Genomic DNA, 22421 nt, shown 5'->3' on the forward strand with positions numbered 1-22421 from the left:
TCACCCCTACAATATAATGGACTATTCCCATTATACCAAATAATGCTAATTATACCATAATAACTATAATTAATTTCTTTTCATCCAGTCATCCAACTACTTGCCTATTTCGTAAAACAAATAGTTAGTCCTAGATCTTTGTTTGAAAAAAACAGCAACCAAAATGGCTGCTGTTAGCATTATACGGCAATTGGTGCTTTAATCGCAGGATGTGGATCATATCCTTCAATCGATAAATCCTCAAGCTCTATATCAAAGATGGATGCTTTATTTGGATTGATGTGCAATGTTGGTAGGTTTCTTGGCTCACGTGATAGCTGTTCTTTCACTTGCTCCACATGGTTTGCATAAATATGTGCATCCCCAATGCTATGAATAAATTCGCCAACCTCTAGGCCACACTCATGTGCAACCAAATGTGTTAATAAGGCGTAAGACGCAATATTGAATGGACAGCCTAATAATGTATCAAGGCTTCTTTGCATTAACTGGCAGCTTAATTTACCATTTGCTACATAAAATTGGAACATCACATGGCACGGTGGTAATGCAGCTTTACTGCCCTTTGCGCCCGCATTAATGACATCCTCAGGATTCCATGCATTGACAATGATACGGCGTGAATCAGGTTGATGCTTAATCTGATGAATGACATCCTGTAGCTGATCAAGGCTATCGCCATCAGAGGTTGTCCAATGGCGCCATTGTTTGCCATAGACATTTCCGAGATCTCCATATTGCTGTGCAAAGTCATCATCTGTTAAGACACGTTCACAAAATGAGGCAAGTTCTTTTTGATACAATGTGTTAAATGACTCGTCTACTAAACAGCGTCGACCAAAATCTGTCATATCAGGACCTTTATACTCATCAGATTCCACCCATTTTTTAAATGCCCATTCATCCCAGATGTGGTTATTATGCTGCAATAGGTAACGGATATTGGTATCCCCTTTAATAAACCATAATAATTCACTTGCTACAAGCTTAAAGGGCACACGCTTTGTCGTTAGAAGAGGAAAACCTTTGCTTAAATCAAAACGCATTTGATACCCAAAGACACTGTATGTACCTGTCCCCGTTCGATCCTCTTTCTTTGTGCCATTTTCTAATATATGTTGTAGTAAATTTAAGTACGCGAATTCTGGATGCGTCATTTTTCTTCAACAGCTCCTTCAAGTTTGCTGTTGATCATTATACCATTTCACAACGAATTATTGTTGAGCTCCCTTGAAATTTCACTCTCTGTTGTGACGAAAAAAGTGGGCAGCAGGATGATATTTAATAAAACAGGTCCAACAATCACTAATAAATCAATGCCAGGACTAAAGTATAATCCAAATGCTGTAATCAGACCCGATAATACAAGGAACACGATTTGTGCGACAATGATCAAAATCGGCACCAATTGATACAGGTAATTGAGTTTACGGAACTGATGCATATTGTCTGGGTTTTTAATGATTTTCCTTTTTAACCGTCTGGATAAAATAAGACAAGCAAGCAGTTGGATAGCCATAAAGCAAAAATAAATGACACTGTATAAAAGCAACTGACTTTTTTGAATGGTGCCATCAAAATGGCCCACTCTTTGGTTTAATAACTCTTGGACTGCCCCCTCATAGACATATTCACGTTCACTTAAAAAAGTAAAGGGCTCCATAAAGCCAAGCGCTGTCCAATCCTTTGTATTGACAGTCCACTTGGATAATTTACTTGCTAAAATACGCAATTGAATAGGATCTTGCTCGCCAAACATCCCTACTAGATGACGATAGGGAATGGCTACTTTTAGCTGACCATCCTGCTTTTCTTGAAATAAATCCTGAATATAAAAGGTATAGGCAACATCGGATTTATTGGCCTCATAACGAGTCTCACCAATTTTCCAATGATTAGCTAAGGAAGCTTGAATGCCATTTTTCATTTCTGTATAGGGCATATCCTTATGTAAATGCTTCGGAATCTTATAAACAAAATGATGATCACTACCTATGAGACCAATTTCTACCTCGACTTTATCCTGATTCACCGTTTTGGCCTTCGTGGTCAATGGAATGGTGATCATAGCGATGAGAAAAAAAAGAATAAGTGTTAAAATGCCTTTTTTCACGCAAAAGTCCCCCTATTCGTCACTAATGATTAAATTTACCCTATCATAGCCATGTCCGAAAACACTATTTCGTTATTCCGAAAAAACAATAGTGGTTTTCCGAAACTCGTTATTTCGGTATTCCAAATTTATCAATAATTAGCGATAATATATAGGAGATTATGATCATAAGCAAATAAGAGGTTTTACAATGAAAAAATGTACTTATTGTATTTTTCTTACATACTTAATACTCGGTATTTATGTGTTAGGTATTACCATCAAAACACCCTTTGTGAGTCTCACTCTCGATACAACAAACGGTCAGCCTGTTATTATGGACAGCTATTACCCTCAATGGGCAGAGCAAAAAAATATTGAAAAAGGAGATGTGATTGTGGCTATCGATGGGCAGCCAGCCATGAAGAATCGCTACGTTCAACAGCAAATGATCATTAGAAGCGCCAATGCATTAACGATCCAAAAGGCTGATAAGAGTATTCAAACCATTGCTGTCAAACATCGAGACATGCCAGAAGAATTATATTTGCAAATTTTGTTCCCTATCTTTTATTTTTTCCTAGCTTTTGGTGTCGCACTTTATGTTTGGCGACGCAATCAAAATAATCTTTCAACGTTTTTATTGATCCTATTTTTATTAACTTGTTCGACCGCCTATATCAGTACTGGCGCATCAGCTAGAGGAAATATGATTGGGATGTTTGTCATTAGTAGCTGTATTATTTTATGCATGGTTCTCTTTATTCACTTTTTACAACACTTTTTCAAATACCTACAAATTAAGTGGACCTACCCTCACAGCAAATGGCTGTACTTATTAATACTGTTCATCCCTGGCTTTTATCTAATGGAGGAAATTGAGCCATCATTACGTGAGTTCACACCTATATTGAACCTAAGTTTATTTGCTGTCCTGGTAGTCTATGCAATTTTTATTTTAGTAACGAGTTATTTACGTACTAAATTGGCCAAAATTCGTTTAATTGCGCTTGCCTTTATCGTGCCGTTTTTACCTTTTTTATTATTCTTCGTTACACCTGAAATATTAGGACATAAGCCGATACTACACGCTGAAATCGCCGCATTATTTTTATTATTTATTCCGTTCTCTTTTCTGTTCATTCAGGTGAACGAACGATTATTCGATATTGAATACCAATTATCACGATTACGCTATTATTCAACGCTAGCCTTTTTCAGTGCGCTTCTGTTGACAGCAGGGATTGCCCTGTTATTCATGGGGGAGCTATCCATCGTCCATGTCACAAGTATTTTTTTACTTGTCTTTATGGTGATCATTGCAAGCTTTTATATAAAAGAACGCATTGATTTTAAGTATCGAAAAATTATCTTCTCTTCTACTGGAAATTATGTACATAATTTATATGCAGCCGTTCAGCGTATGGGCAAAGCAAAAAACCAACAAGAATTATTGGATCGTTTTAAATATGAAATCACCGAGAAGCTTGGAACCACAGCGTTTCATATCCGGACAATAACAGACGATTCTCCACAGCATGTAAGTTACTATCCGCATTTACTGTTACATGATGCTGGTGAGGAAAAGATTATGTTAGAAATACGCCATGCTCTGCAAAAGGAAGAGCTGCTTTGGTTAGAATTGCTTGCACTGTATGTGTCCATGTTTATCAATAACTTACAGCAAATTGAGGATTTAGTGCGTGAAATTCAGCATATAAAAAATACCAGCGATACACCGCTTCCTTGGCTCGATAAATTGCTATGGAATATTATTGAGAAGGAAAAGAGTATTTTAGCACAGGAATTACATGATACCATTTTGCAGGAGCAGCTTCATTTAGCCAGAGAGCTTGATGTCCTAGCTGGCTCCCCTACTATTCAGAAGGAGACCGTGCTAGCTATACGCGAGCAGCTATTGAATGCAACGAAGGACTTACGAGAATATTGCGAGAACTTAAGTCCCCCACTATTGGATACCTTTGGTTTACAAATGGCATTAAAAAAACTCATTCAAAAGGTAAAAATAAGGGCTGATTTTTTATTAAGCGCCCAAATTGATCGTGTAGAATTTCAGGATGTCACCCTGCATCTCGTAGTCTATCGTCTTGTTCAGGAGCTGTTAAATAATGCAATCAAGCATGCCGAAGCAACAGAGGTTTCGCTTCAATTACAAGCAATCCCTCAAGGCTTTATCCTTCGATACGATGATAATGGTATAGGCTGCGACATTGACGATTTAATACAGTCCTCTGCATCAATGGGCATTAATGGCATTCGCGAACGTGTCCGTGCTTTTAATGGTGACATTACCATTCAATCGAGCCTTAACGAGGGCATGCATATTTATATACAAATACAAGAGGACGGGGATTCATATGATGAACATACTTATTATAGATGACCATCCTGTCGTTTTAGATGGTACGAAAACATTGTTGCAGGATTTAGCCAATGTTCAAATCGAAACAGAACAGGATTGCGCAGCCGTTTTATCAAGAATGGATACAGCTACCTTTCAGTTGTTTCTCATTGATATCAATATGAAGCCAATCAACGGCATTCAACTATCAGAGATGATTAAGAAAAAACAAGCAGATGCATTGATTATTCTTTACACAGGCTACGAACTTTCCGATTATTATGAGCTATTGATTGAGAAAAAAATTGACGGTCTATTATCAAAGCTAGCGACAAAGGAGCAAGTGATCCAAACCATTCAAGCAGCCATAAGAGGTGAGATTTTACTGGCAGCCGATTTCATAGACTTTGTTCAGCAACGCACCAACCTGCCGAATGTGCAGCAGGAGGTTCTACTGAGCGATAAGGAACAGGAAATACTACAGCTCGTTGCCCAAGGCTGTACAAATAAAGCCATCGCCTCTGCAATTGGTGTCACCCAGCGCACGGTGGAGAACTATTTATCGAAGCTATTCGTCAAGCTAAATGTAGAATCGCGGGCAGAGGCGGTCATTGTTGCGAAGGAAAAAGCATGGATTAAATAATGAGGAAATAGCGTTTCTTTACTATTAGATTACAAATGTAAATTTTTCCTTACTAAAAACGGAATTTACTGGATATACAAACAATTCTGTACTATAATAAGGGTAATAATTACATTACTTCATTGCTATGATTAAAAACACGTATTCAAAAGTAATACGAGCTTTTGAATACGTTTTTTATATGTGATAGAAGCAATTGATTGTTGAATTTTTTTGGGAGGGTGTTTACATGACACAAGGTACAGTAAAATGGTTTAACGCAGAAAAAGGTTTTGGCTTCATCGCAGTTGAAGGTGGCAATGATGTATTCGTACATTTCTCAGCTATCCAATCTGATGGCTTCAAAACTTTAGAAGAGGGCCAAAAAGTTGAATTCGGCGTAGAAGAAGGCAGCCGTGGACCTCAAGCAACGAATGTAGTGAAACTATAATCTTCACTTAACATAGACGTGCATATAAAAAGAGACATTCGTAAATGGATGTCTCTTTTTCCTGTGTCAGGATTTGCACAGGTAGCCCCACCGTATGAGCCATTCCATCCTGACTAATATAAATGAATTTGATAATACTTTTTTGGGCGTCCACGTGTGGTGGACGTGTTGCTTGGTAATTCGTGTGCTAAATTTTTTTCATGGAGCTGCTTTAAAATGCGGTTTGCAGAGCGTACCGTAATGCCAAGATGTGTACTGAGCAGTTCTCCACTGACGATCGTTGTCGTTAGTTTTTCCAGCATCGCTTCTATTTTTTGTAATTGTAATAAGGGAATATCATATGTCGTACTTAAATTTTTTAGATGCTGTTGTTTTTCATCGTCAAACTGTAGCATCGTTCCATATAGTAAAGGCCCGATTTCTCTTGAATTTTCAATAATGTATCCCTGTGTTTCCTTTGAAGAGCAGAGGGTTGCGGCTTTTTTAGCAAACTCCTGACTTTCAATTAGAGAGTCACCAATTCCCCACCCTATTCTAACAGGAAACGATAGCTTCTCATTTAAAAAATCAACTAAATGACAATGTGAATAACGATTCGTTGTACTTAAAAATTGCTTATACGTCGTGATAATGGCAATAAACGATGCCTCACGATGTACGATAAATGAGCTAGCATACAGTTGTTTGAAATCTAATATAGTTTTATATAAGGCAATTTGCCGATATTCTAGGTCTTCTATATTCGATTTATCGATCGGAATTAAAATATGCACTACCACTACTTTATTTTGGTTAAGCTGTCGAATTTGCAGTTGATTGAGAAAATGATCTAATGTTAATTGCATTGCATATTGAGACGGGTAAAAAGCGATAAATGGTATATTTTGATCAGCTAAGCGCTCCCGTATTTCTGCAATGCGGGTAAAGCTCAAATCAATCTTGTTTTCCTTATGCAATTGTAGATGCCATTCAGCAGCTTTATCGACAATATCGCTACTTGCGTACTCGCTCATCGTTTGGCTAAAAAGATAAGGTTTTTTTCCTATCGACCATTCATGAATGCCCAAATAGCCGTTTTCCTCATAGCAAAAGTCGATGGCAATGCGATTCATAGCAATCTTTTTCTCATAAAAAAGCTCCGTAACGGTACGGTAAAAATCACGCTCTGAAATATCAAAATAATGCATGGGTACCGTTGCTTCTTGAAAATGCGTTTGAGCATAAAAATATGGAATTTGTCCGCTAAAAAGCGCTCCATCTCCCCCTTCCAAATACTTTTCTAAAAGCTCATTCAAATGTTCAAAATCAGTATAAGCATAGTAATGAAATTCACAAAAAGAGGGTTTAATTTTTTCAAGCTGTTGAACCCATGAAAGTGAGCGTTTTGCGGTAAAAACATTAATTTTATACATACATATAGCTCCTTAATAAAAAATAAATATTGAAAATAGTCAGAAAATATGGTTTCTTTGTATAAAGGACATAGATTTTCAATGTCTTAAAATAGAGACATTGGATTCTTAAAGGTTAAGTCTAATAAAGTATAAAAGGAGATGAAATTTATGCAAGGGAATTCACAAACAATTAAGAAAAAATCTTGGATTGACAATATGTTAGATAAAATCGAGCGTGCAGGTAATAAGCTACCGGACCCTATCACGTTATTTATTATTCTAGCAGGTGTAGTACTAGTTTTATCATGGGTTTTATCCATGCTCGGTATTTCAGCAGTTCAACCTGGGACCGAAGATGTCATTCAAGTAAAAAATCTGCTAAGTCAAGAAGGACTTATCTTAATTTTAACGCAGATGGTTTCAACATTTACAGGCTTCGCTCCATTAGGGCTAGTAATCGTGACAATGATTGGTATTGGTTTAGCTGAGCAAACAGGCTTAATTTCAGCTGTCATGAAGAAAATTGTGATGTCAGCACCTACAAAATTAATTGTACCTTTTATCATTTTTACAGGTTTAGTTGGTAACTTAGCGGCTGACGCGGCATTTATCATTTTACCACCAATTGCAGCCATGATTTTTATGAGTATTGGTCGAAATCCATTAGCAGGCTTAATTATTACATATGCAGCTGTAGCTGGAGGCTTCAGTGCGAACATATTAATTAGCTCTCTAGATGTATTATTATTAGGGATTACAGAATCAGCAGCACAAATAGCAGACCCCGCGTACACTGGTCGTGCAACGATGAACTACTATTTCTTAATTGCTTCGACGTTTTTATTAGTCATTATTGGTACATGGGTTTCAAAGAAGTTTACAGAGCCTCGCTTTGGTTCTTTTCACGGTGAAATTGAAAAGCTAGAGCCATTGACAGCTTTAGAGAAGAGAGGATTAAAGTGGGCTGGAATCGTAACGCTAGTTTATATTTTAGTCATTGCTTTTACAGTCATACCGTCGAACGGTCTTTTACGAGATCCTGCCACAGGTGGCTTTTTAAACTCACCTTTCATGGCAGGCATTGTACCTATCATGTTATTCTTCTTCCTATTACCTGGGCTTGCCTATGGGATAGCAGCGAAGGAGGTTAAAAACGATAAGGAAGTTGCAGAGAAAATTTTTAAATCCATTGCAGATATGGCACCATTTATTGTATTAGCATTTGCCGCTTCACAAATGATTGCCTTTTTCAACTGGAGCAATATTGGTTCTATTTTAGCCATTAAAGGTGCAGAGCTTTTACAAGCATTGAATTTTACAGGTTTACCAATGATGATAGGTTTTGTTTTAATATGTGCCTTTGTCAACCTATTAATCGCCAGTGCTTCTGCAAAATGGGCTTTACTTGCACCAATTTTCGTACCAATGTTCTTATACTTAGGCTATTCCCCAGCGGTTACGCAGATGGCCTATCGTGTAGGGGATTCGATTACAAATCCAATTACCCCTATGTTACCGTATTTCGCGATTTTACTATCATTTGCAAAGCGCTATGATAAAAATATCGGAATTGGTACGCTTATCTCTTCTTTATTACCGTTCTCGGTGTTTTTCGCAATCGGTTGGATTATCCTCTTCGCCATTTGGTTCCTACTAGGTTTACCGCTTGGCCCTGGAGATTATATTTACTTAAAATAAGGAGTGTTAGAGAATGACAACATTACAACAACAGTTAGCAGATTTATTAAAACATTATGAAGAAGAGACAATACAGCTTCGTCGTCATTTCCATGAAAATCCTGAGCTTTCCTTTGAGGAAGTTGAAACGCCAAAAACCATTGCTGCCTTTCATCGTGCATTAGGTCATGAGGTTCGTGAAGGTGTAGGTGGCAATGGAGTTGTGGCAAAGCTAGTTGGTGGAAAACCAGGGAAAACAGTAGCGTTACGAGCAGACTTTGATGCTTTAGCCATTACGGAAGAAACCGGCTTACCTTTCCAATCGAAAATTAAAGGGCGTATGCATGCTTGTGGCCATGATGGACACACAGCTTCCCTCTTAATCTTAGCGAAGGCGTTTAATCAAATGAAGGATGATTTAGAAGGAACAATCGTCTTTATTCATCAACATGCTGAGGAACTTGCGCCAGGTGGAGCTATTTCGATGATTAGAGATGGCTGCTTAGAAGGTGTAGATGTTATTTTTGGGACACATTTATGGGCACCCACTGATCTTGGCAAAGTGCAAACAGCTAAAGGACCATTAATGGCTGCAGCAGATGGTATTTATATAACGATAAAAGGCAAGGGCGGCCATGGTTCAAACCCAAGTGACACCAAGGACTCCATTGTCCTTGCAGCTCAGTTTATTACAAATTTACAGCAGCTTGTGGCACGTCGCATCAACCCATTACGTCCAGCAGTAGTATCAATTGGCCATATTGAGGCATTAAATCCATTCAACGTCATTGCTGATCAAGTGTACATGAAGGGTACGGTGCGCACTTTCCACGAGGAGGAGCGTAGTTTGTTAGAGCATGAAATCGAAGAGCTTTTAAAGGCAACTTGTTATTTAACAAAAGCTGATTACGAGTATGAGTATGTGCGAGGCTATCCGCCTGTTGTGAACCATGATGCAGAGACTGAGCATATAATGGCGTCCGCAGAGAAAATTGCAGATGTTGAGACTGTTGAAATAGTTGATCCCAATATGGGCGGTGAGGACTTTGCCTATTTCTTAGAGGAAATCCCCGGTGCATTTTTCTTCACAGGGGCGAAAAACCCTGATTGGGACGAAGTCTATCCACACCATCATCCGAAATTCGATATCGACGAGCGCTCATTACGAATTGCCGCCAACGTTTTAGGTCAAGCAACGCTAGACTACTTCGCAAAAAATAATTAATAAAAAGCATTACGAAGTGCTACATGCATTTCGTAATGCTTTTTTCGGTTGAATATTTTAATAAGAAGAAAAGGATGGCCAAAGCTAAGAGGTTCTCTGACTAGTTTGAGCGCTCTCTCCTCACTTTAGAGCGGGCTCCTCCTCAGTCAGGATCACTTAGGAGTCAAGACCCCCTACCTCTAACTAGGCATAGGAATGTAAGCCGGCAATGACTAGATTGACAAATACTTGGTTGAACACAATAATGCCGAAGCCGATGATGGCCAACCAGGCTGTTTTTTCTCCTTCCCAACCTTTGGATAAGCGGAAATGGAGGAAGGCTGCGTAGAATAAAAAGGTAATTAATGCCCACACCTCTTTCGGGTCCCAGCCCCAATAGCGACTCCAGGCAATTTGCGCCCAAATCATGGCGAATAGCAGGCCACCTAATGCAAATAATGGGAAGCCGATAACAACTGCGCGATAGGAAATCTCATCCATTAATTGTGGCTGTACGCGGCTTGTCCATGGCTTTAATAAGGCACTCACTGATTTTCTTGTGATGAATCGAATGACACCATATAAAATAGTACCCACGATAAATGCCCAGACAATCGAGTTTAATTTCTTGGCATCTATTTTATTTGTGATTTCGACACCACCGATTGCTTCACCCTTCTCGGTGACGGCTCCTTTACTGACAATCAGGGGCATCATGGAGTAAGTGGCTTTTTCTTGCTGTCCCTGTGCATTATCGAATTGTACCTGCACCTCTTCTGTGGCAAGGCTGAAAAACGTCGATACGCCAATAAAGCCAATGACAACCACCAAACAATACAACACAAACTCAAGCCCGTATGTACTGATAGATTTTTTGGAAACATCCAGCGTTCTTAATAAGTAAATTAAACCTGTAGCAAAGGATACAGATAAAATGGCACTAGAAAAGGCCACAGTCATGACATGAATTGTTAACCAGTGACTTTGTAATGATGGAACAAGCGGCGATACTTCCTTCGCGAAAACGCTTCCATAACCAAGGATGATTAAGGATACAGGAATCGTGAATAAGCCAACCACGATTTGCTTATATAAGAAATGGATAATTAAGTAACTTCCTGTAAGCATGATGCCAAAGAACGTCATAAATTCATACATATTACTGACAGGTGCATGGTCAACCGCCACCCATCTGACAACAAAGTACACGAGCTGTAGGGCAAAGGCTATATAAGTGAGCAATAGTCCTAGCTTACCGAATGTTTTTCTCTTTGATTTGACTGCTAGCCCTAATGGCACAATAGCAATGAGTAGTAGAATAAAGGCAATAAATAAGGCATTGCTACTAATGGATAATAAACTTTCTTGATTCAATAGAATCCCTCCAACGTCTCTTTTTCGGAATATGCTTCCAAATAGTAAGAACGTTATAGCGTGTAAGAAGTGCCATGTTTTCCCTTTAAATATTTTTATTTTTTCAAATTGTTACATTTTTATGACATGGAAATGGGGATGTGCTTGGTAGGATCAATCATTATGTAGAGGGAACGATAAAATATCCCATTAAATGGAAGATAACTGTATCAAAAAATGGTATGCCTCTATCTACATCTTACAAAAAATTGTAATAAAAGTCTATTTCTTTTTCTATCTACATGGGACAATAATGATGCGCACAAATAACATAACGTTATGTTTCATAAACTGGAGGCTTTTAATGAAACAAAATATTTATGATAATCCGATATTTTTTCATCACTACAAGACATTGAGACAAAAAGCATCTAATTATAACCGTCTTTTGGAGCAGCCCACGATGAAGGCTTTACTTCCACCGTTGACAAATTTACAGGTACTCGATATTGGCTGTGGTATGGGGGATTTCGCCAAGTATTGTATCGACCATCAAGCCAAGCACGTAACCGCATTAGATGTTTCGAGCAATATGCTGTCCGTCGCTAAACAGGAGCATGCCCACTCACAAATTGACTATCAGCTACAGGCAATAGAGGATTATGAGGCTCCTTCGGATAGCTTTGATTGTATAACCAGCTCCCTATCTCTTCATTATGTCAAAGATTTCGATGCGGTCATTGGTCAAATTGCTCACATGCTACGTCCTAACGGTGTATTTATCTTCTCTGTAGAGCATCCTATTGCTACAGCTCGTCATACAACAGATGATAATTGGGTATATGATGACAATCATCAACGTCTGCACTATGCTGTGGATCATTACCAGGAAGAAGGCTTGCGTGAGCAAACATGGTTGGTGGATGGTGTTGTCAAATATCATCGCACTATAGCGACACTGGTCAATACATTGATTACCCATGGGTTAACCATTGATAAAATCGTAGAACCAATTCCAAGCACAGCAGCCATTCAACAGCTTCCTTCTATTGAAAAGGAGCTACGCAAACCATCCTTTTTATTCATCAAAGCAAAAAAATAAACGAAAGCCTCACCCTAGGTATGTGGTGAGGCTTGTTTCATATAAATAATTTCTGGGTCTCCCTCATCCAAGTTGTCGATAAAACCGCTTTTGATAAAGCCTAGGTTATGAAAAAGCTGGTGCATACGCCTATTGGATTGATTTGTAGAGGAGAAAACCTTTGCTGTTTTAGCCATTTGGATATAAGCGGTCATTAAGGCAGATGCGATCCCCTTTCTGCGCTCGGACGGCTTGACAATGACTAAGGAAATAAAGCTATAGCCAAAAAAGTCATTGCTAAATAGCAAAAACCCCCCAATGGTATCAGCGGATTGGTATAGCAAACAGCGTTTCTCTTTGATAGCTTGCTGAATTTCTTCCGCTCTGGATGAATCTCCAATTACTTCTTGATCGATTGTACAAAGTGCTTGTAAATGCTCCATTCTTGCTTCAATTATATGATGGCTCAATTTTCAACCTCCTTCATATAATAGCTCATCACCTTTAGCTCATCTCGAAGTCCCATCGCCTGTCTGCCTTCATCGACAAAGCCACATCGCTTATAAAGTTCTTGAGCAGCTCTATTTGGTACATTGACCCCGAGCACCAGCTCATTGATGTATGGGAAATGCTTGCGAACAAAGTCAGGCAATAATTGGAGTGCTGTCTTGGCATAGCCTTTGCCCTGCTCATAAAAATCAGTGGAAAAGGAACGGATTAATAGCGCCTGTTCGTTGGAGGAGTAAGGCGTCACCCCCTCTTTTTCATGTAAGACAAAGAACGTGACTAGCTTGTTACCGTCCATTGCTAAAATGGCATGTCGACTATTATCCTGCTTAGCAAGTGCAATACTGTCTTTTGGAGACTTTGTATAGCGTAGCTGTTCTTCTGTTAGGGTATATTGTTCTACTAAATTTTGTGCTTTGTCCTCATAGAACATGAGCTGCATAGTCACTCGAATTCCTCCTCGTAAATAGCGGTAAATTCATATTCTCCCTCTATAAGTTGCTGTAAATAATCCTCAAACGAAGCTGCAATCACCTCAAAGCTATCAGGATCATGGACATAACGAACCACCTGGCCAACTTGTCCCGCTTCATTTGGCGTAAAATCAATATATAGGCTTGATGTGCCCCCATTATTCATACAATCTGCAAAGCATAGCCGTTCATTTAACGGGACATGCATATTAATCTTTTCATCTACTTCCACATACGCTAAAAATTCCTGATAGCGCTCATAAATTGTTTCACGTTTATCATGATAATCTTTCACGATTTGCTCCACCGACTTTAAATAATACGGATAATCCCCTAAATCAGAGCCTAGCACTAAAACACAGATCGTTTCTTGCCCATGCTGACAATAATATGTACCATTGACATCCTGTAATAGCTCCACCAAAGCTTGTGGGCAGTTCGGAAATACTTCTAACAAGGCCTGAATTTGTGCCTCTGAAGCACCAAAAGCCTGTTGTAATTGTTGCTGCTCTTCTTGTGGTAAGTATTGTAATAAATTCGCAAAATATGTTGTGCGCATCTTAATCCCTCTCTCTCTTTAACTATGACATATTTTAACATAATTTCTTCCATTCTCTTAGTCCCTCATGCTACTATGGAAGTATGCACAAAAAAGGGGTGGGTTTATGAGTGTAAAAGATGCAGTAGACGTGAAAATATTACCAACAATCGTAGGGTTGTAACGCTACTTGCAGCCCTTATATATATATAAGGGAGAATACAATAATGGAACATTATTTGAAAACATTTTTAACAGGTCAATCGATCACTTTACAACAAATGACTACTGCTGACCTAGAGGCTTTTATAGCAATCGAAAGCGAAATCACCTCTTTGCTACTTGCTAATGATGAGATTCCCTTTCCACAAACTGTAGAGGATCACACCGCTTTCTTTAACAGTATCAGCGGAAAGAAGGAGGAATACTTTTTCGGTATCTATGAAAAAGCGTCACAACAGTTAATAGGCTCCTGTGGCGTTTATGCAGTGAATTGGCAAAATAGCACTTGCTCAGTGGGCATTTCAATTGGGAAAGAGTGGCACGGCAAGGGCTATGGCACGGATGCAATGAAAACGCTTATTGATTTTATCTTCCAATATATAGCTGTTCAGAAAATCAAGCTTCAGGTTTTTAGTTTTAACCCAGCAGCTATTCGCTCCTATGAAAAATGTGGCTTCACAAAAGAAGGCATTTTACGCCAAGAAATTTTCCGCTTCGGTACATTCCATGACGTAGTTTTATTTGGCCTCTTACGCTCCGATTGGGAGAGGAATTAACAGAATAGCACAAGAGAGATACTATGATTGCTGTAGTATCTCTTTTTTTGTTCAGTCCTCTTGCCACACGCGTGTTACTTCCTGTAAGGATAGCCCTTGAAATGTTAATCGATAGATATCTGGCATACTTAACGTTTGCCAAAATGCATAATCGTACTGGGCATCAAAATATTGCATCATCAATGCCATGATATTGCCATGTGTACCGATAACGACAGACTCCTGTGGATGCGTGAGAAGGATGTTTCGCAAACTTGGAATAGCGCGAGCCATTGCCTGTTGATTGGACTCCCCACCTGCCCATGCAAAGCTTGGCTCCTGCCACACCCGTTGAACTGCTGCATGAAAATCCTCCAGCTTCCCAGTAGCAAGTTGTCTTTCTTTTAAAGCATCTATCGTTTGAACGGGTAAAAGACGAGCCTGTGCAATCCCCTCCACTGTTTGAATGGCTCTACGATAAGGACTAGCATAAACTGCGTCGATTCGATGATGCTTCAAAAGATTTGTGACACACTCTGCATCCCTTTGTCCCTGAGCAGATAGTGGACGATGATATTCATCCTCTGAATAATGAGCATGTGCGTGTCTAACAAAATAAATTTCAGTCATCTGTTTCTCCTCTTTGATCTTTAGCTAAATGAACCTTCCAAATCCCCTCTTGCTGTTGCAGAGCGTATGTTTTTATGTAGCGCTGACTCCCAACGGAAATTTCCAGTTGAACGACCTGTAAATCAGGGGTGCTCGATTCATTAATCACTATTCGATCATAAAATCTATACATGAAATAGGTAACAAGCAAATCACCTGCAAGTGAATCGGTATAGTATTGCTCAAACAATTCTTTTGTGGGGAATGCATCATTGCTGTAAGTAATCGCATACAATGCATCCATACGAGGTTCCTCCACTAAATCAAACATAATTAGCAGCATTTCCTCTGGCGAAAAGGTCTGCAAATGACGAATTTCTCCATCGTTTAAAAATGCTTGATAGGCCTCTCTTTTTTCCAAAGATAAATCGGCTACATAGCTAAATTCAGTGGATGTGGATGTCGATGTCGTATCCATGTCATACACAATGGTCGGTTCCTGTAAGGGCTTCTCCCTTTCACATGCCGTTAGTAAACTTAAAAAAGCAATGATTGAAACCAGTTTTTTCATCATGCGCTACATCACCTCATCTACCATCCATTATTCCATTAATTTCAAAAATTCTCAACATTTCACCATAGACAATGAAATGTCCCCATTTCTAAACAACAAAAAAGGGAATTTGCTAAAATGTGACAAGATATGAATTCTGTGATTAATTATCGGAAAATTCAATCTCTAATCACAACTTTTTTCTTAGTATAAAAGACTTAAGACTTCTCCATTTTCCCCTTAATATTTTCTAAAACAAAGAACGTGAATAACCCTATCCAGCACATGAATAGGGTTTTAAGTCATGCATTAAATTCTATAAAAGGGGAATTTTACAGTAATTTTTATCTATAATATATAAAAATTTTCAACCAGGCTAAATAGGATGAAGTACCCTATCTATGACTAAATTACGAATTTAAGAAACGATACACAATGTGACATTTTTTTTAATATAAGTGATATACAATGAAAAAGTTGAATCGAGGTCATAAAAATTTATTTCAAGAATATGGATAAAAAATTAGGAGGAAAATATCTTGGTTAACTTATTACTTAAACAATTCTTGAAGGCGGAAATTGAGATCAAACGAAGAATTATGTATAAAAAAGCAAAGGATCTTGGTTTCACCCACCCTATTGTAGTAGATTACAGTCAAGAATTGGATGTCTTACTTAATAGATATTTAAAACAAGCACAAGCTTCCTAATCATAACGAGGCATATAATAGAAGAAAGTATAGATATGATAAAGCCAGGCCATGTTTTATTGGCTGGTTTTATCGGGGATGATACATGCATTCACCTAGCCATTTCTCAGAATGTATAGAGAATGAAAAAGTAGGCGATGTTTTTGATAAGAAAACATTTGGAGGTTGAATGATGCACGTATTCATCTTAACTTTTATGGTTGTTTCCAAAATATTATTGCCACCTCAACATTCAGTAGACCATACATCACCCACACTTTGCACACCAACTGAAATAAATACACTATATCAATACCCAAACAACCAATTTCAATCGTTTCGTGATGAGGACACATTTTATCAGCAGCTTAATCGTGCGATTTATGAGGAATATACCAATGCTTCATTGAATATTCGTCAAAAGATGGCTTTTAAAGATGTAGCAAATGCGACAAAACGTTTTTATTTACAAACAGATGGTAAACAGGAAACAATAGACCTCTCTCAACATACTTTTATTCATCCCAATCGACAAGTTTATTTTTTAGCATCCTTTCAGCACAATACCGATGAATCCTATCGCAAATTTCTTGTCATCGACGCTGAAACACAAGAAGTAATACTGGGACATTCGCTTTTTCAAGAAAGTTCCAAGCACCTTTAATTCATTGTATGCACACCATGTAGATTCTAGTAGTCATTTCAAAAAAATAGAAGTAAAAATTTCTTAACAATTAAAAAGCTTGCGATGAATGACGAACATTCATCGCAAGCTTTCTTTACTTGAATTAAGCTAAACTTTTTTGTTGAATGGCTGCTGTGACTTCTTCTATTAATTGCTGTAGTGACTTATCAGTGGAATTTTGCTGACCATGTCTGCGAACAGCTACAGTTCGGTTGGCAACCTCACGATCACCGATAACCACAATATATGGTATTTTTTGCAATTGGGCTTCTCGTATCTTTTTGCCGAGCTTTTCTTGGCGGTCATCTAATTGCACACGGATGTCTGCTTGTTGTAAAGCTTCAACAACTTGCTTGGCATAGCCTTGATGTGCCTCAGCTACCCCAATCACTTGGACTTGCTGTGGTGCCAGCCAAGTTGGGAATGCTCCGCCAAAATGCTCGATTAAAATACCTAAGAAGCGATCAATTGAGCCAAACACTGCACGATGGATGACAACAGGTCTCACCCTTTCATTGTGCTCATTAATATACGTTAAATCAAATTTCTCTGGTAGCTGGAAATCAAGCTGAACCGTTGCACATTGATGACTGCGCTGAATCGCATCTTTAATATGGATGTCAATTTTCGGTCCATAGAAAGCCCCGTCCCCTGCATTAATTGTATAGGTAATACCTAAATTGTTTAGGACATTTTCAAGTGCTGCTTCTGCTTGATCCCACAGTGCCAAATCACCCATATAATCATCTGGTCGTGTCGATAATTCAATCGTATACGCAAATCCAAAGACGTTGTACACTTCATCTATAATCTTTAAGGCCAGTGCAATTTCATCCTCAATTTGCTGTGGTGTTGCAAAAATATGGGCATCATCCTGACAAAAAGTTCGTACACGTAACAGACCATTCAAGGCGCCACTAAATTCATGTCGGTGCACTTGCCCAAATTCTGCCATACGTATAGGTAAATCCCGATAGGAATGTAAGGCATTTTTGAAAATCAGCATATGCCCAGGACAGTTCATCGGCTTTAAGGCAAAGCTTTGGTCATCCACCTGTGTGAAATACATATTGTCCTTATAATGATCCCAGTGACCTGACTGCTCCCATAAGCGTTGGTTCATCATCAGCGGTGTTCGCACTTCCCTATAGTCATATTTTGCTTGTAAATGTCGCAAATACGATTCCAGTTCATTGCGTAAAATTTGACCATTGGCTAAATAGAAGGGCATGCCAGGTGCTTCCTCTGAAAACATAAATAACGATAGCTCTTTACCTAGCTTGCGATGATTTCGCTTTTCTGCTTCCTCCAAGAAGATAAAATGATCGCGCAGTTCCTCTTTTGTAGCAAAGGCAACGCCATAAATACGCTGAAGCATTTGATTCTTGCTATCGCCTCGCCAGTAAGCGCCTGACAGATGCATTAATTTAAAATGCTGTAATTTGCCTGTAGACGGGACATGTGGACCACGACATAAATCATAAAAATCTCCCTGCTCATAAATCGTAACTAGCTCATCTACAGGAATTGCCTCCAACAGCTCTAGCTTTAACGCATCATGGGCGAATAATTGCTTTGCTTCTTCACGTGAAACCTCGCGTCTATGAATCGGGATATTTTCCTGTACAATTTGTTTCATTTTCTTTTCAATTTGCTGTAAATCACTCGGTGTCAGTGTATCAGCAATATCTATATCATAATAAAAGCCATTTTCAATGACTGGTCCTACTCCAAATTGTGCATGTGGATAAAGTCGTTTAATTGCCTGAGCTAATAAATGGGCCGTAGAATGGCGAATGACCTCGATCCCTTCCTTTGAGCTTGCATCGTACAATGTAATTTGTGCATCTTCCATAATCGGGCGCGTCAAATCAATGATGGTTCCGTTAACACTCCCTGCGACTGCCTTTTTACGAAGCTCTGGACGAATCGCTTGTGCAATATCGGTTAGTGTCACACCTTTAGTAAATGCTTGTTGTTGACCATCTGGAAATTGAATGTGAATACGTTGATTTGACATGTTTCTCTACTCCTTTTAGTAATAAAATCAATTACACCTTGGCATAATTGTGTAGATAAAAAAAACACATATCCGCCCCTAAGAAGGGACGAGTATGTGTTGATTACCCGTGGTTCCACCCAAATTCCCACTAGTTTATAAGCTAGTGGCTCATTGATTTTGCTGTAACGCCGCAAAAAAACGGTGCAAGTTTCCAAGCACGGCTCCAAGGTAGTAAGATGGGAATACGACATTAGGAAGCTTGCAGCCAAGGCCTCCCTCTCTATAAATGGTTAATCGCATCTCTTGTCCTTATCATTGCCCATTTCATTTTGTATGAAATTGTTAATTACTATAACGAATAGTGAATTCTTTGTCAAACACTAAAAAAGAAAAAAATTTAGCGACGGACTTGCAATGGGCGTTCTGGACGTTGAACACAATAGTGACAATGCGGGTCATCACATGCCTCCTCTTGCCACTCATTACACATCGCACAAAAATAACTATCAAACGTGTCATCATAGATGATGGAATTTTGACAACTCGGGCATTGTTGATTTTTTTGAATCGTACCGATGATTTCTAGCCCATCAATAATCACTATATCTTCGCGCTGTTCAATTCGCATTTTATTATTATCTCCTAATGATTTTTCACTTCTAAGGTCTCATCTTCAGATTGCCATTCTACATGGATCATTGGCTTTGTTTCTCGTTTAAAGATTTTCTCACTTTCTTTTTTTGTGAAGGAATAATAGCCATCTTTATTTAACTGAACATCACTTAAATTTTGGGATTCTTTTGTCCCCTCAATTGTAATTTCTAAAGGCCCCAAATCATCATCATCTCCCAGATAAAATAAGCGTAAGCCCACCTCACCATTACTATGATAGATGGCTTTCCAATGCTCACTTTTGGCGATATAATGTATCTCCTGCTTGGGACTTTGACAAGCTGTCAATAGGATGATGAGGGCAAGTGGAAACATCCATTTTTTCATTAAATATCCCCCTAACCTTGTATGGTGATAGCCCACCCTGTCGGCTTTTCTTCAAAGGCATCCTCGTATTCTGTAAAAACAAAATGAAGTCCACTTAAATCATCTGGCAAGGGTGGTGTCACCACATACGTACTGCTTTCATGTCCATTTGAGCCACCTGTACCTTTACTTCGGCATTCATAGGACGCATCAATGTATAGACCAAAATGTTTTCGTTCTAATTTTTGCTGAATCGTTAGCTGAGGTTCTTGCTGCTCATCCCAATCGATTAATAATTGCACTACACTTGCATTGTCATATTGACGAACATAAGAAACCGTATACAAACGCTCTCCCTTTGCTACCGTTTTCAATACAGGGATATAGTGACGGAAGCCTGAAGGTTCTACCTTTGAAGTATAGTATTTTTCTGATTTAATCAACTGGAAGAACAACGCTAAAAAAGTATCATCGAAACCATATTGCTGTGCCCATTTCGAAATGGTATCATCCGAAGGCAAGCCTGGAGTAAGAGCAGTTTGCTCTTTTCGTTGCTGCAAAAGTGCACATATTTGCTCATCTATTGTGACAAGCTTTGAATCATTGTATTTGCTATGTTGTTCGGACATCTATATCCTCCTTCCTCCTGCAAGTCCTTCTTCTTTCTATACGTTATTTTCCGCAATTGGTTCCATAAACAGCCTATTTTTACTTGTAAATACCAAAAAAGCTATCCAATACATTGGATAGCTAGTTCGCTAGCATATCATTGTGCCAGCTAGTCGAGTCTGATAATTGATATGTAACCATATTGGCTGTCACAGCGAGAATAACACCCGCTCGGGACATATGAGAGGTATTTGGCTTTGCTAATACAAGGACCACGTAGCCCTCTCCACGTCCTTGCTCATCAAGCGCATTCGTCGCATTGATTTCAAAGGTGGAATACGTTTGCTCATTCGTTGCATACAGAAGTCGTTCTTCATCATACACGCCATGTTCTTTTAAATTATAGCTGACAGGCATCCACCCTTCAGACCATTCAATACTGCCTATCATTTCTCGTTTCCTTCTGGCAAGACGTCCAATGGAATACCTAAAATATATCTTCATAATCGCTTGATTGTCTTCATTTTTTCCTTCACAAGTGGCTGTCACTTCAAGCATAATATCATTTTTTAAAAGCTTTTTCATAAACACTAATGTCACAGTGATAACACAGATAAATAGTACTATACCCAAGATGATAAATGCCATTAGGTCCCTCCTAGTATCACAATTGCTGTTAATACAATATTACCATGTTCTAGGAGGGATAGGAGCTTTTCACCAAACAATCTTAGAAATTGACACAGGCATAAAGGATAAGACAAAAAGTGATTATTTGTTGGCTTGAAGCTCAACTGTAAGCGTAAAAGGTATTTTTAAGTATTCATAGTGTATCGTTACTTTCTGGTTGTTAGATGCTAGAACTTGTACTGCATAATGCTGTGGCTGCTCGCCAATAGCTTGTTGATTTATGTATCTTTGAGGTACGATCGTTCGCTGTGCTAATTTATGAAAAGATAGTTGATCATTTCCCTCTAGCTTTGTTTCCGCCTCAAAAGGTTCTGACATACTTATTACAAGCTTCGTGTTATCAGGACGCTGATCATTCACCAGTATTTGCTTTAGCTTAATTTCACGCAGCCCTGTATTTTCAAGTGCGATGATTTTGATTGCTTCATTGCCTTGTTTGCTGCTATAGCTTTGAATAACAAGTGGTGGATTGCTCTTGAGATAAATCATAAAGATTGCCCCGACCACTAGCACACTCAGTACTAAAATAAATAGTATTTTTTTCATACTTTCCCTCTCTTTCCTCCCAACTAGTATAACAAAAACAACCTGACTTATTGACAGTCAAGTTGTTTTTGTAACCGTAATTCATCTCGTATTGGAATACCATCATTACCAATGAGTGGGATAGAAGGCTTATAGGCTCTTGCTTTTTCCACTGCATTACGCAGTATTTCTATTAAACAATAGCCTCGTTTTTGATAGAATTTCAATGCATGTAAATTATCGTTTGTTGTAATAAGTGATATGCTTGTACAGCCCTGCTCCATTGCTGCTTGTTCTACCGCTTTCACAAGAGCAGAACCAATACCTTTCCCCTCAACCGTACTATCTAACGAAATGATTTCACAGTCCTCTTCCCGCATGATATAGGTGATTAAACCGATCATCATTTGTTGCTCATTCATAAAAGCAAAGCCCGCTAATTCACTACAATCATAAATGCCACTGGAAATGACCATCTCTGTCGTACCCCAATGTTCCTGAAAAAATTCGCTTACAGTTCGTTTTGGTAGTTGATGTATGGCAATAATCGTCATTTTATAAACTCCTTC

General features: G+C 38.7%; 25 protein-coding genes. 9 read left to right on the forward strand and 16 right to left on the reverse strand.

Translation table 11 applies throughout. The features are described from left to right. Positions 1-179: 179 nt before the first annotated feature. Both C7B89_RS22195 and C7B89_RS22200 read right to left on the reverse strand, forming a co-directional pair. The gene (locus C7B89_RS22195) at positions 180-1157 is read right to left on the reverse strand and encodes a thymidylate synthase (RefSeq protein WP_115674609.1); all 978 of its coding nucleotides are present in this window, start codon (positions 1155-1157) and stop codon (positions 180-182) included. A 47-nt stretch (positions 1158-1204) separates the two neighbouring features. Continuing rightward, the gene (locus tag C7B89_RS22200; RefSeq protein WP_115674610.1) at positions 1205-2113 is read right to left on the reverse strand and encodes a hypothetical protein; all 909 of its coding nucleotides are present in this window, start codon (positions 2111-2113) and stop codon (positions 1205-1207) included. A gap of 190 nt (positions 2114-2303) precedes the next feature. Between C7B89_RS22200 and C7B89_RS22205 the strand changes: the two genes are divergently transcribed. The 3 genes from C7B89_RS22205 (at position 2304) to C7B89_RS22215 (ending at position 5527) form a co-directional block, all read left to right on the forward strand. Beyond that, positions 2304-4496: an ATP-binding protein gene (locus C7B89_RS22205; protein WP_115674611.1), complete on the forward strand. Its 2193-nt coding sequence runs from the start codon at positions 2304-2306 to the stop codon at positions 4494-4496. Next, complete coding sequence (locus C7B89_RS22210) at positions 4471-5097, forward strand: response regulator transcription factor (protein WP_115674612.1); 627 nt, start codon at positions 4471-4473, stop codon at positions 5095-5097. Before C7B89_RS22205 ends, C7B89_RS22210 begins: the two co-directional genes overlap by 26 nt. Positions 5098-5326: 229 nt before the next feature. Continuing rightward, complete coding sequence (locus C7B89_RS22215; protein WP_004230248.1) at positions 5327-5527, forward strand: cold-shock protein; 201 nt, start codon at positions 5327-5329, stop codon at positions 5525-5527. Between the two features lie 113 nt (positions 5528-5640). Here the strand turns inward: C7B89_RS22215 and C7B89_RS22220 are convergent, their stop codons facing one another. After that, on the reverse strand, positions 5641-6939 hold the full coding sequence (locus tag C7B89_RS22220; protein WP_115674613.1) for a hypothetical protein: 1299 nt from the start codon (positions 6937-6939) through the stop codon (positions 5641-5643). A 150-nt stretch (positions 6940-7089) separates the two neighbouring features. Between C7B89_RS22220 and C7B89_RS22225 the strand changes: the two genes are divergently transcribed. After that, the gene (locus C7B89_RS22225) at positions 7090-8619 is read left to right on the forward strand and encodes an AbgT family transporter (RefSeq protein ID WP_115674614.1); all 1530 of its coding nucleotides are present in this window, start codon (positions 7090-7092) and stop codon (positions 8617-8619) included. 13 nt (positions 8620-8632) lie between these two features. Continuing rightward, positions 8633-9823 (forward strand): amidohydrolase, encoded by a 1191-nt coding sequence (locus C7B89_RS22230; protein WP_115674615.1) that lies wholly within the window; start codon positions 8633-8635, stop codon positions 9821-9823. 183 nt (positions 9824-10006) lie between these two features. On the opposite strand, the gene ccsB is transcribed toward C7B89_RS22230, so the two are convergent. Further along, a complete protein-coding gene (ccsB, locus tag C7B89_RS22235) occupies positions 10007-11176 on the reverse strand; it encodes a c-type cytochrome biogenesis protein CcsB (protein ID WP_112118749.1) in 1170 nt (389 codons plus the stop codon). Between the two features lie 343 nt (positions 11177-11519). Here ccsB and C7B89_RS22240 point away from each other — a divergent pair, with 343 nt between their 5' ends. Next, entirely contained in the window at positions 11520-12257 is a 738-nt protein-coding gene (locus tag C7B89_RS22240; RefSeq protein ID WP_115674616.1) for a class I SAM-dependent methyltransferase, read from the forward strand. 14 nt (positions 12258-12271) lie between these two features. On the opposite strand, the gene C7B89_RS22245 is transcribed toward C7B89_RS22240, so the two are convergent. The 3 genes from C7B89_RS22245 to C7B89_RS22255 are packed head-to-tail and all read right to left on the reverse strand — an operon-like array spanning position 12272 to position 13775. Continuing rightward, positions 12272-12706 carry a GNAT family N-acetyltransferase gene (locus tag C7B89_RS22245; protein WP_115674617.1) on the reverse strand — a complete coding sequence of 145 codons (435 nt, stop codon included), beginning with the start codon at positions 12704-12706 and terminating at the stop codon, positions 12272-12274. Further along, positions 12703-13185: a GNAT family N-acetyltransferase gene (locus C7B89_RS22250; protein ID WP_387254474.1), complete on the reverse strand. Its 483-nt coding sequence runs from the start codon at positions 13183-13185 to the stop codon at positions 12703-12705. Before C7B89_RS22250 ends, C7B89_RS22245 begins: the two co-directional genes overlap by 4 nt. 2 nt (positions 13186-13187) lie before the next feature. After that, positions 13188-13775, reverse strand: coding sequence for an SMI1/KNR4 family protein (locus tag C7B89_RS22255; RefSeq protein WP_115674619.1), 588 nt, complete (start codon positions 13773-13775; stop codon positions 13188-13190). A 206-nt stretch (positions 13776-13981) separates the two neighbouring features. Between C7B89_RS22255 and C7B89_RS22260 the strand changes: the two genes are divergently transcribed. After that, positions 13982-14533 (forward strand): GNAT family N-acetyltransferase, encoded by a 552-nt coding sequence (locus C7B89_RS22260; RefSeq protein ID WP_048394516.1) that lies wholly within the window; start codon positions 13982-13984, stop codon positions 14531-14533. 51 nt (positions 14534-14584) lie between these two features. Here C7B89_RS22260 and C7B89_RS22265 read toward each other — a convergent pair whose 3' ends face one another. Both C7B89_RS22265 and C7B89_RS22270 read right to left on the reverse strand, forming a co-directional pair. Continuing rightward, entirely contained in the window at positions 14585-15142 is a 558-nt protein-coding gene (locus C7B89_RS22265; RefSeq protein WP_115674620.1) for a histidine phosphatase family protein, read from the reverse strand. Continuing rightward, complete coding sequence (locus C7B89_RS22270; protein WP_241489975.1) at positions 15135-15695, reverse strand: hypothetical protein; 561 nt, start codon at positions 15693-15695, stop codon at positions 15135-15137. Before C7B89_RS22270 ends, C7B89_RS22265 begins: the two co-directional genes overlap by 8 nt. 518 nt (positions 15696-16213) lie before the next feature. On the opposite strand from C7B89_RS22270, the gene C7B89_RS22275 reads away from it, so the two are divergent. Together C7B89_RS22275 and C7B89_RS22280 are read left to right on the forward strand one after the other, a co-directional pair. Further along, a complete protein-coding gene (locus C7B89_RS22275) occupies positions 16214-16384 on the forward strand; it encodes an aspartyl-phosphate phosphatase Spo0E family protein (RefSeq protein WP_004230265.1) in 171 nt (56 codons plus the stop codon). A 172-nt stretch (positions 16385-16556) separates the two neighbouring features. Continuing rightward, positions 16557-17027 (forward strand): hypothetical protein, encoded by a 471-nt coding sequence (locus tag C7B89_RS22280; RefSeq protein ID WP_048394519.1) that lies wholly within the window; start codon positions 16557-16559, stop codon positions 17025-17027. Between the two features lie 124 nt (positions 17028-17151). Here C7B89_RS22280 and thrS read toward each other — a convergent pair whose 3' ends face one another. The 7 genes from thrS to C7B89_RS22315 all read right to left on the reverse strand — a co-directional run bounded on the left by thrS (position 17152) and on the right by C7B89_RS22315 (position 22406). Next, positions 17152-19068 (reverse strand): threonine--tRNA ligase, encoded by a 1917-nt coding sequence (gene thrS / locus C7B89_RS22285; protein ID WP_115674621.1) that lies wholly within the window; start codon positions 19066-19068, stop codon positions 17152-17154. 379 nt (positions 19069-19447) lie between these two features. Next, positions 19448-19678, reverse strand: coding sequence for a hypothetical protein (locus C7B89_RS22290; RefSeq protein WP_048394522.1), 231 nt, complete (start codon positions 19676-19678; stop codon positions 19448-19450). A gap of 14 nt (positions 19679-19692) precedes the next feature. Then, positions 19693-20049 carry a hypothetical protein gene (locus C7B89_RS22295; protein ID WP_054549268.1) on the reverse strand — a complete coding sequence of 119 codons (357 nt, stop codon included), beginning with the start codon at positions 20047-20049 and terminating at the stop codon, positions 19693-19695. A gap of 11 nt (positions 20050-20060) precedes the next feature. After that, complete coding sequence (locus C7B89_RS22300; RefSeq protein ID WP_115674622.1) at positions 20061-20657, reverse strand: hypothetical protein; 597 nt, start codon at positions 20655-20657, stop codon at positions 20061-20063. A 121-nt stretch (positions 20658-20778) separates the two neighbouring features. Next, complete coding sequence (locus C7B89_RS22305; protein WP_115674623.1) at positions 20779-21285, reverse strand: hypothetical protein; 507 nt, start codon at positions 21283-21285, stop codon at positions 20779-20781. A gap of 123 nt (positions 21286-21408) precedes the next feature. Then, positions 21409-21873, reverse strand: a complete 465-nt coding sequence (locus C7B89_RS22310; protein ID WP_054549271.1) for a hypothetical protein — start codon at positions 21871-21873, stop codon at positions 21409-21411. A gap of 47 nt (positions 21874-21920) precedes the next feature. Further along, entirely contained in the window at positions 21921-22406 is a 486-nt protein-coding gene (locus C7B89_RS22315) for a GNAT family N-acetyltransferase (RefSeq protein WP_115674624.1), read from the reverse strand. Positions 22407-22421: the final 15 nt, after the last annotated feature.

This window comes from Lysinibacillus capsici (genome assembly GCF_003367505.1).
Taxonomy (GTDB): domain Bacteria; phylum Bacillota; class Bacilli; order Bacillales_A; family Planococcaceae; genus Lysinibacillus; species Lysinibacillus capsici.

Bases quoted from the DNA above. Each gene is read 5' to 3' on its own strand.
- C7B89_RS22195 (WP_115674609.1), bottom strand. From the start codon at position 1,157: ATGACGCATCCAGAATTCGCGTACTTAAATTTACTACAACATATATTA.
- C7B89_RS22205 (WP_115674611.1), top strand. From the start codon at position 2,304: ATGAAAAAATGTACTTATTGTATTTTTCTTACATACTTAATACTCGGT.
- C7B89_RS22210 (WP_115674612.1), top strand. From the start codon at position 4,471: ATGATGAACATACTTATTATAGATGACCATCCTGTCGTTTTAGATGGT.
- C7B89_RS22215 (WP_004230248.1), top strand. From the start codon at position 5,327: ATGACACAAGGTACAGTAAAATGGTTTAACGCAGAAAAAGGTTTTGGC.
- C7B89_RS22220 (WP_115674613.1), bottom strand. From the start codon at position 6,939: ATGTATAAAATTAATGTTTTTACCGCAAAACGCTCACTTTCATGGGTT.
- C7B89_RS22225 (WP_115674614.1), top strand. From the start codon at position 7,090: ATGCAAGGGAATTCACAAACAATTAAGAAAAAATCTTGGATTGACAAT.
- C7B89_RS22230 (WP_115674615.1), top strand. From the start codon at position 8,633: ATGACAACATTACAACAACAGTTAGCAGATTTATTAAAACATTATGAA.
- C7B89_RS22240 (WP_115674616.1), top strand. From the start codon at position 11,520: ATGAAACAAAATATTTATGATAATCCGATATTTTTTCATCACTACAAG.
- C7B89_RS22250 (WP_387254474.1), bottom strand. From the start codon at position 13,185: ATGCAGCTCATGTTCTATGAGGACAAAGCACAAAATTTAGTAGAACAA.
- C7B89_RS22255 (WP_115674619.1), bottom strand. From the start codon at position 13,775: ATGCGCACAACATATTTTGCGAATTTATTACAATACTTACCACAAGAA.
- C7B89_RS22260 (WP_048394516.1), top strand. From the start codon at position 13,982: ATGGAACATTATTTGAAAACATTTTTAACAGGTCAATCGATCACTTTA.
- C7B89_RS22265 (WP_115674620.1), bottom strand. From the start codon at position 15,142: ATGACTGAAATTTATTTTGTTAGACACGCACATGCTCATTATTCAGAG.
- C7B89_RS22270 (WP_241489975.1), bottom strand. From the start codon at position 15,695: ATGATGAAAAAACTGGTTTCAATCATTGCTTTTTTAAGTTTACTAACG.
- C7B89_RS22280 (WP_048394519.1), top strand. From the start codon at position 16,557: ATGCACGTATTCATCTTAACTTTTATGGTTGTTTCCAAAATATTATTG.
- thrS (WP_115674621.1), bottom strand. From the start codon at position 19,068: ATGTCAAATCAACGTATTCACATTCAATTTCCAGATGGTCAACAACAA.
- C7B89_RS22290 (WP_048394522.1), bottom strand. From the start codon at position 19,678: ATGCGAATTGAACAGCGCGAAGATATAGTGATTATTGATGGGCTAGAA.
- C7B89_RS22295 (WP_054549268.1), bottom strand. From the start codon at position 20,049: ATGAAAAAATGGATGTTTCCACTTGCCCTCATCATCCTATTGACAGCT.
- C7B89_RS22300 (WP_115674622.1), bottom strand. From the start codon at position 20,657: ATGTCCGAACAACATAGCAAATACAATGATTCAAAGCTTGTCACAATA.
- C7B89_RS22305 (WP_115674623.1), bottom strand. From the start codon at position 21,285: ATGGCATTTATCATCTTGGGTATAGTACTATTTATCTGTGTTATCACT.
- C7B89_RS22310 (WP_054549271.1), bottom strand. From the start codon at position 21,873: ATGAAAAAAATACTATTTATTTTAGTACTGAGTGTGCTAGTGGTCGGG.
- C7B89_RS22315 (WP_115674624.1), bottom strand. From the start codon at position 22,406: ATGACGATTATTGCCATACATCAACTACCAAAACGAACTGTAAGCGAA.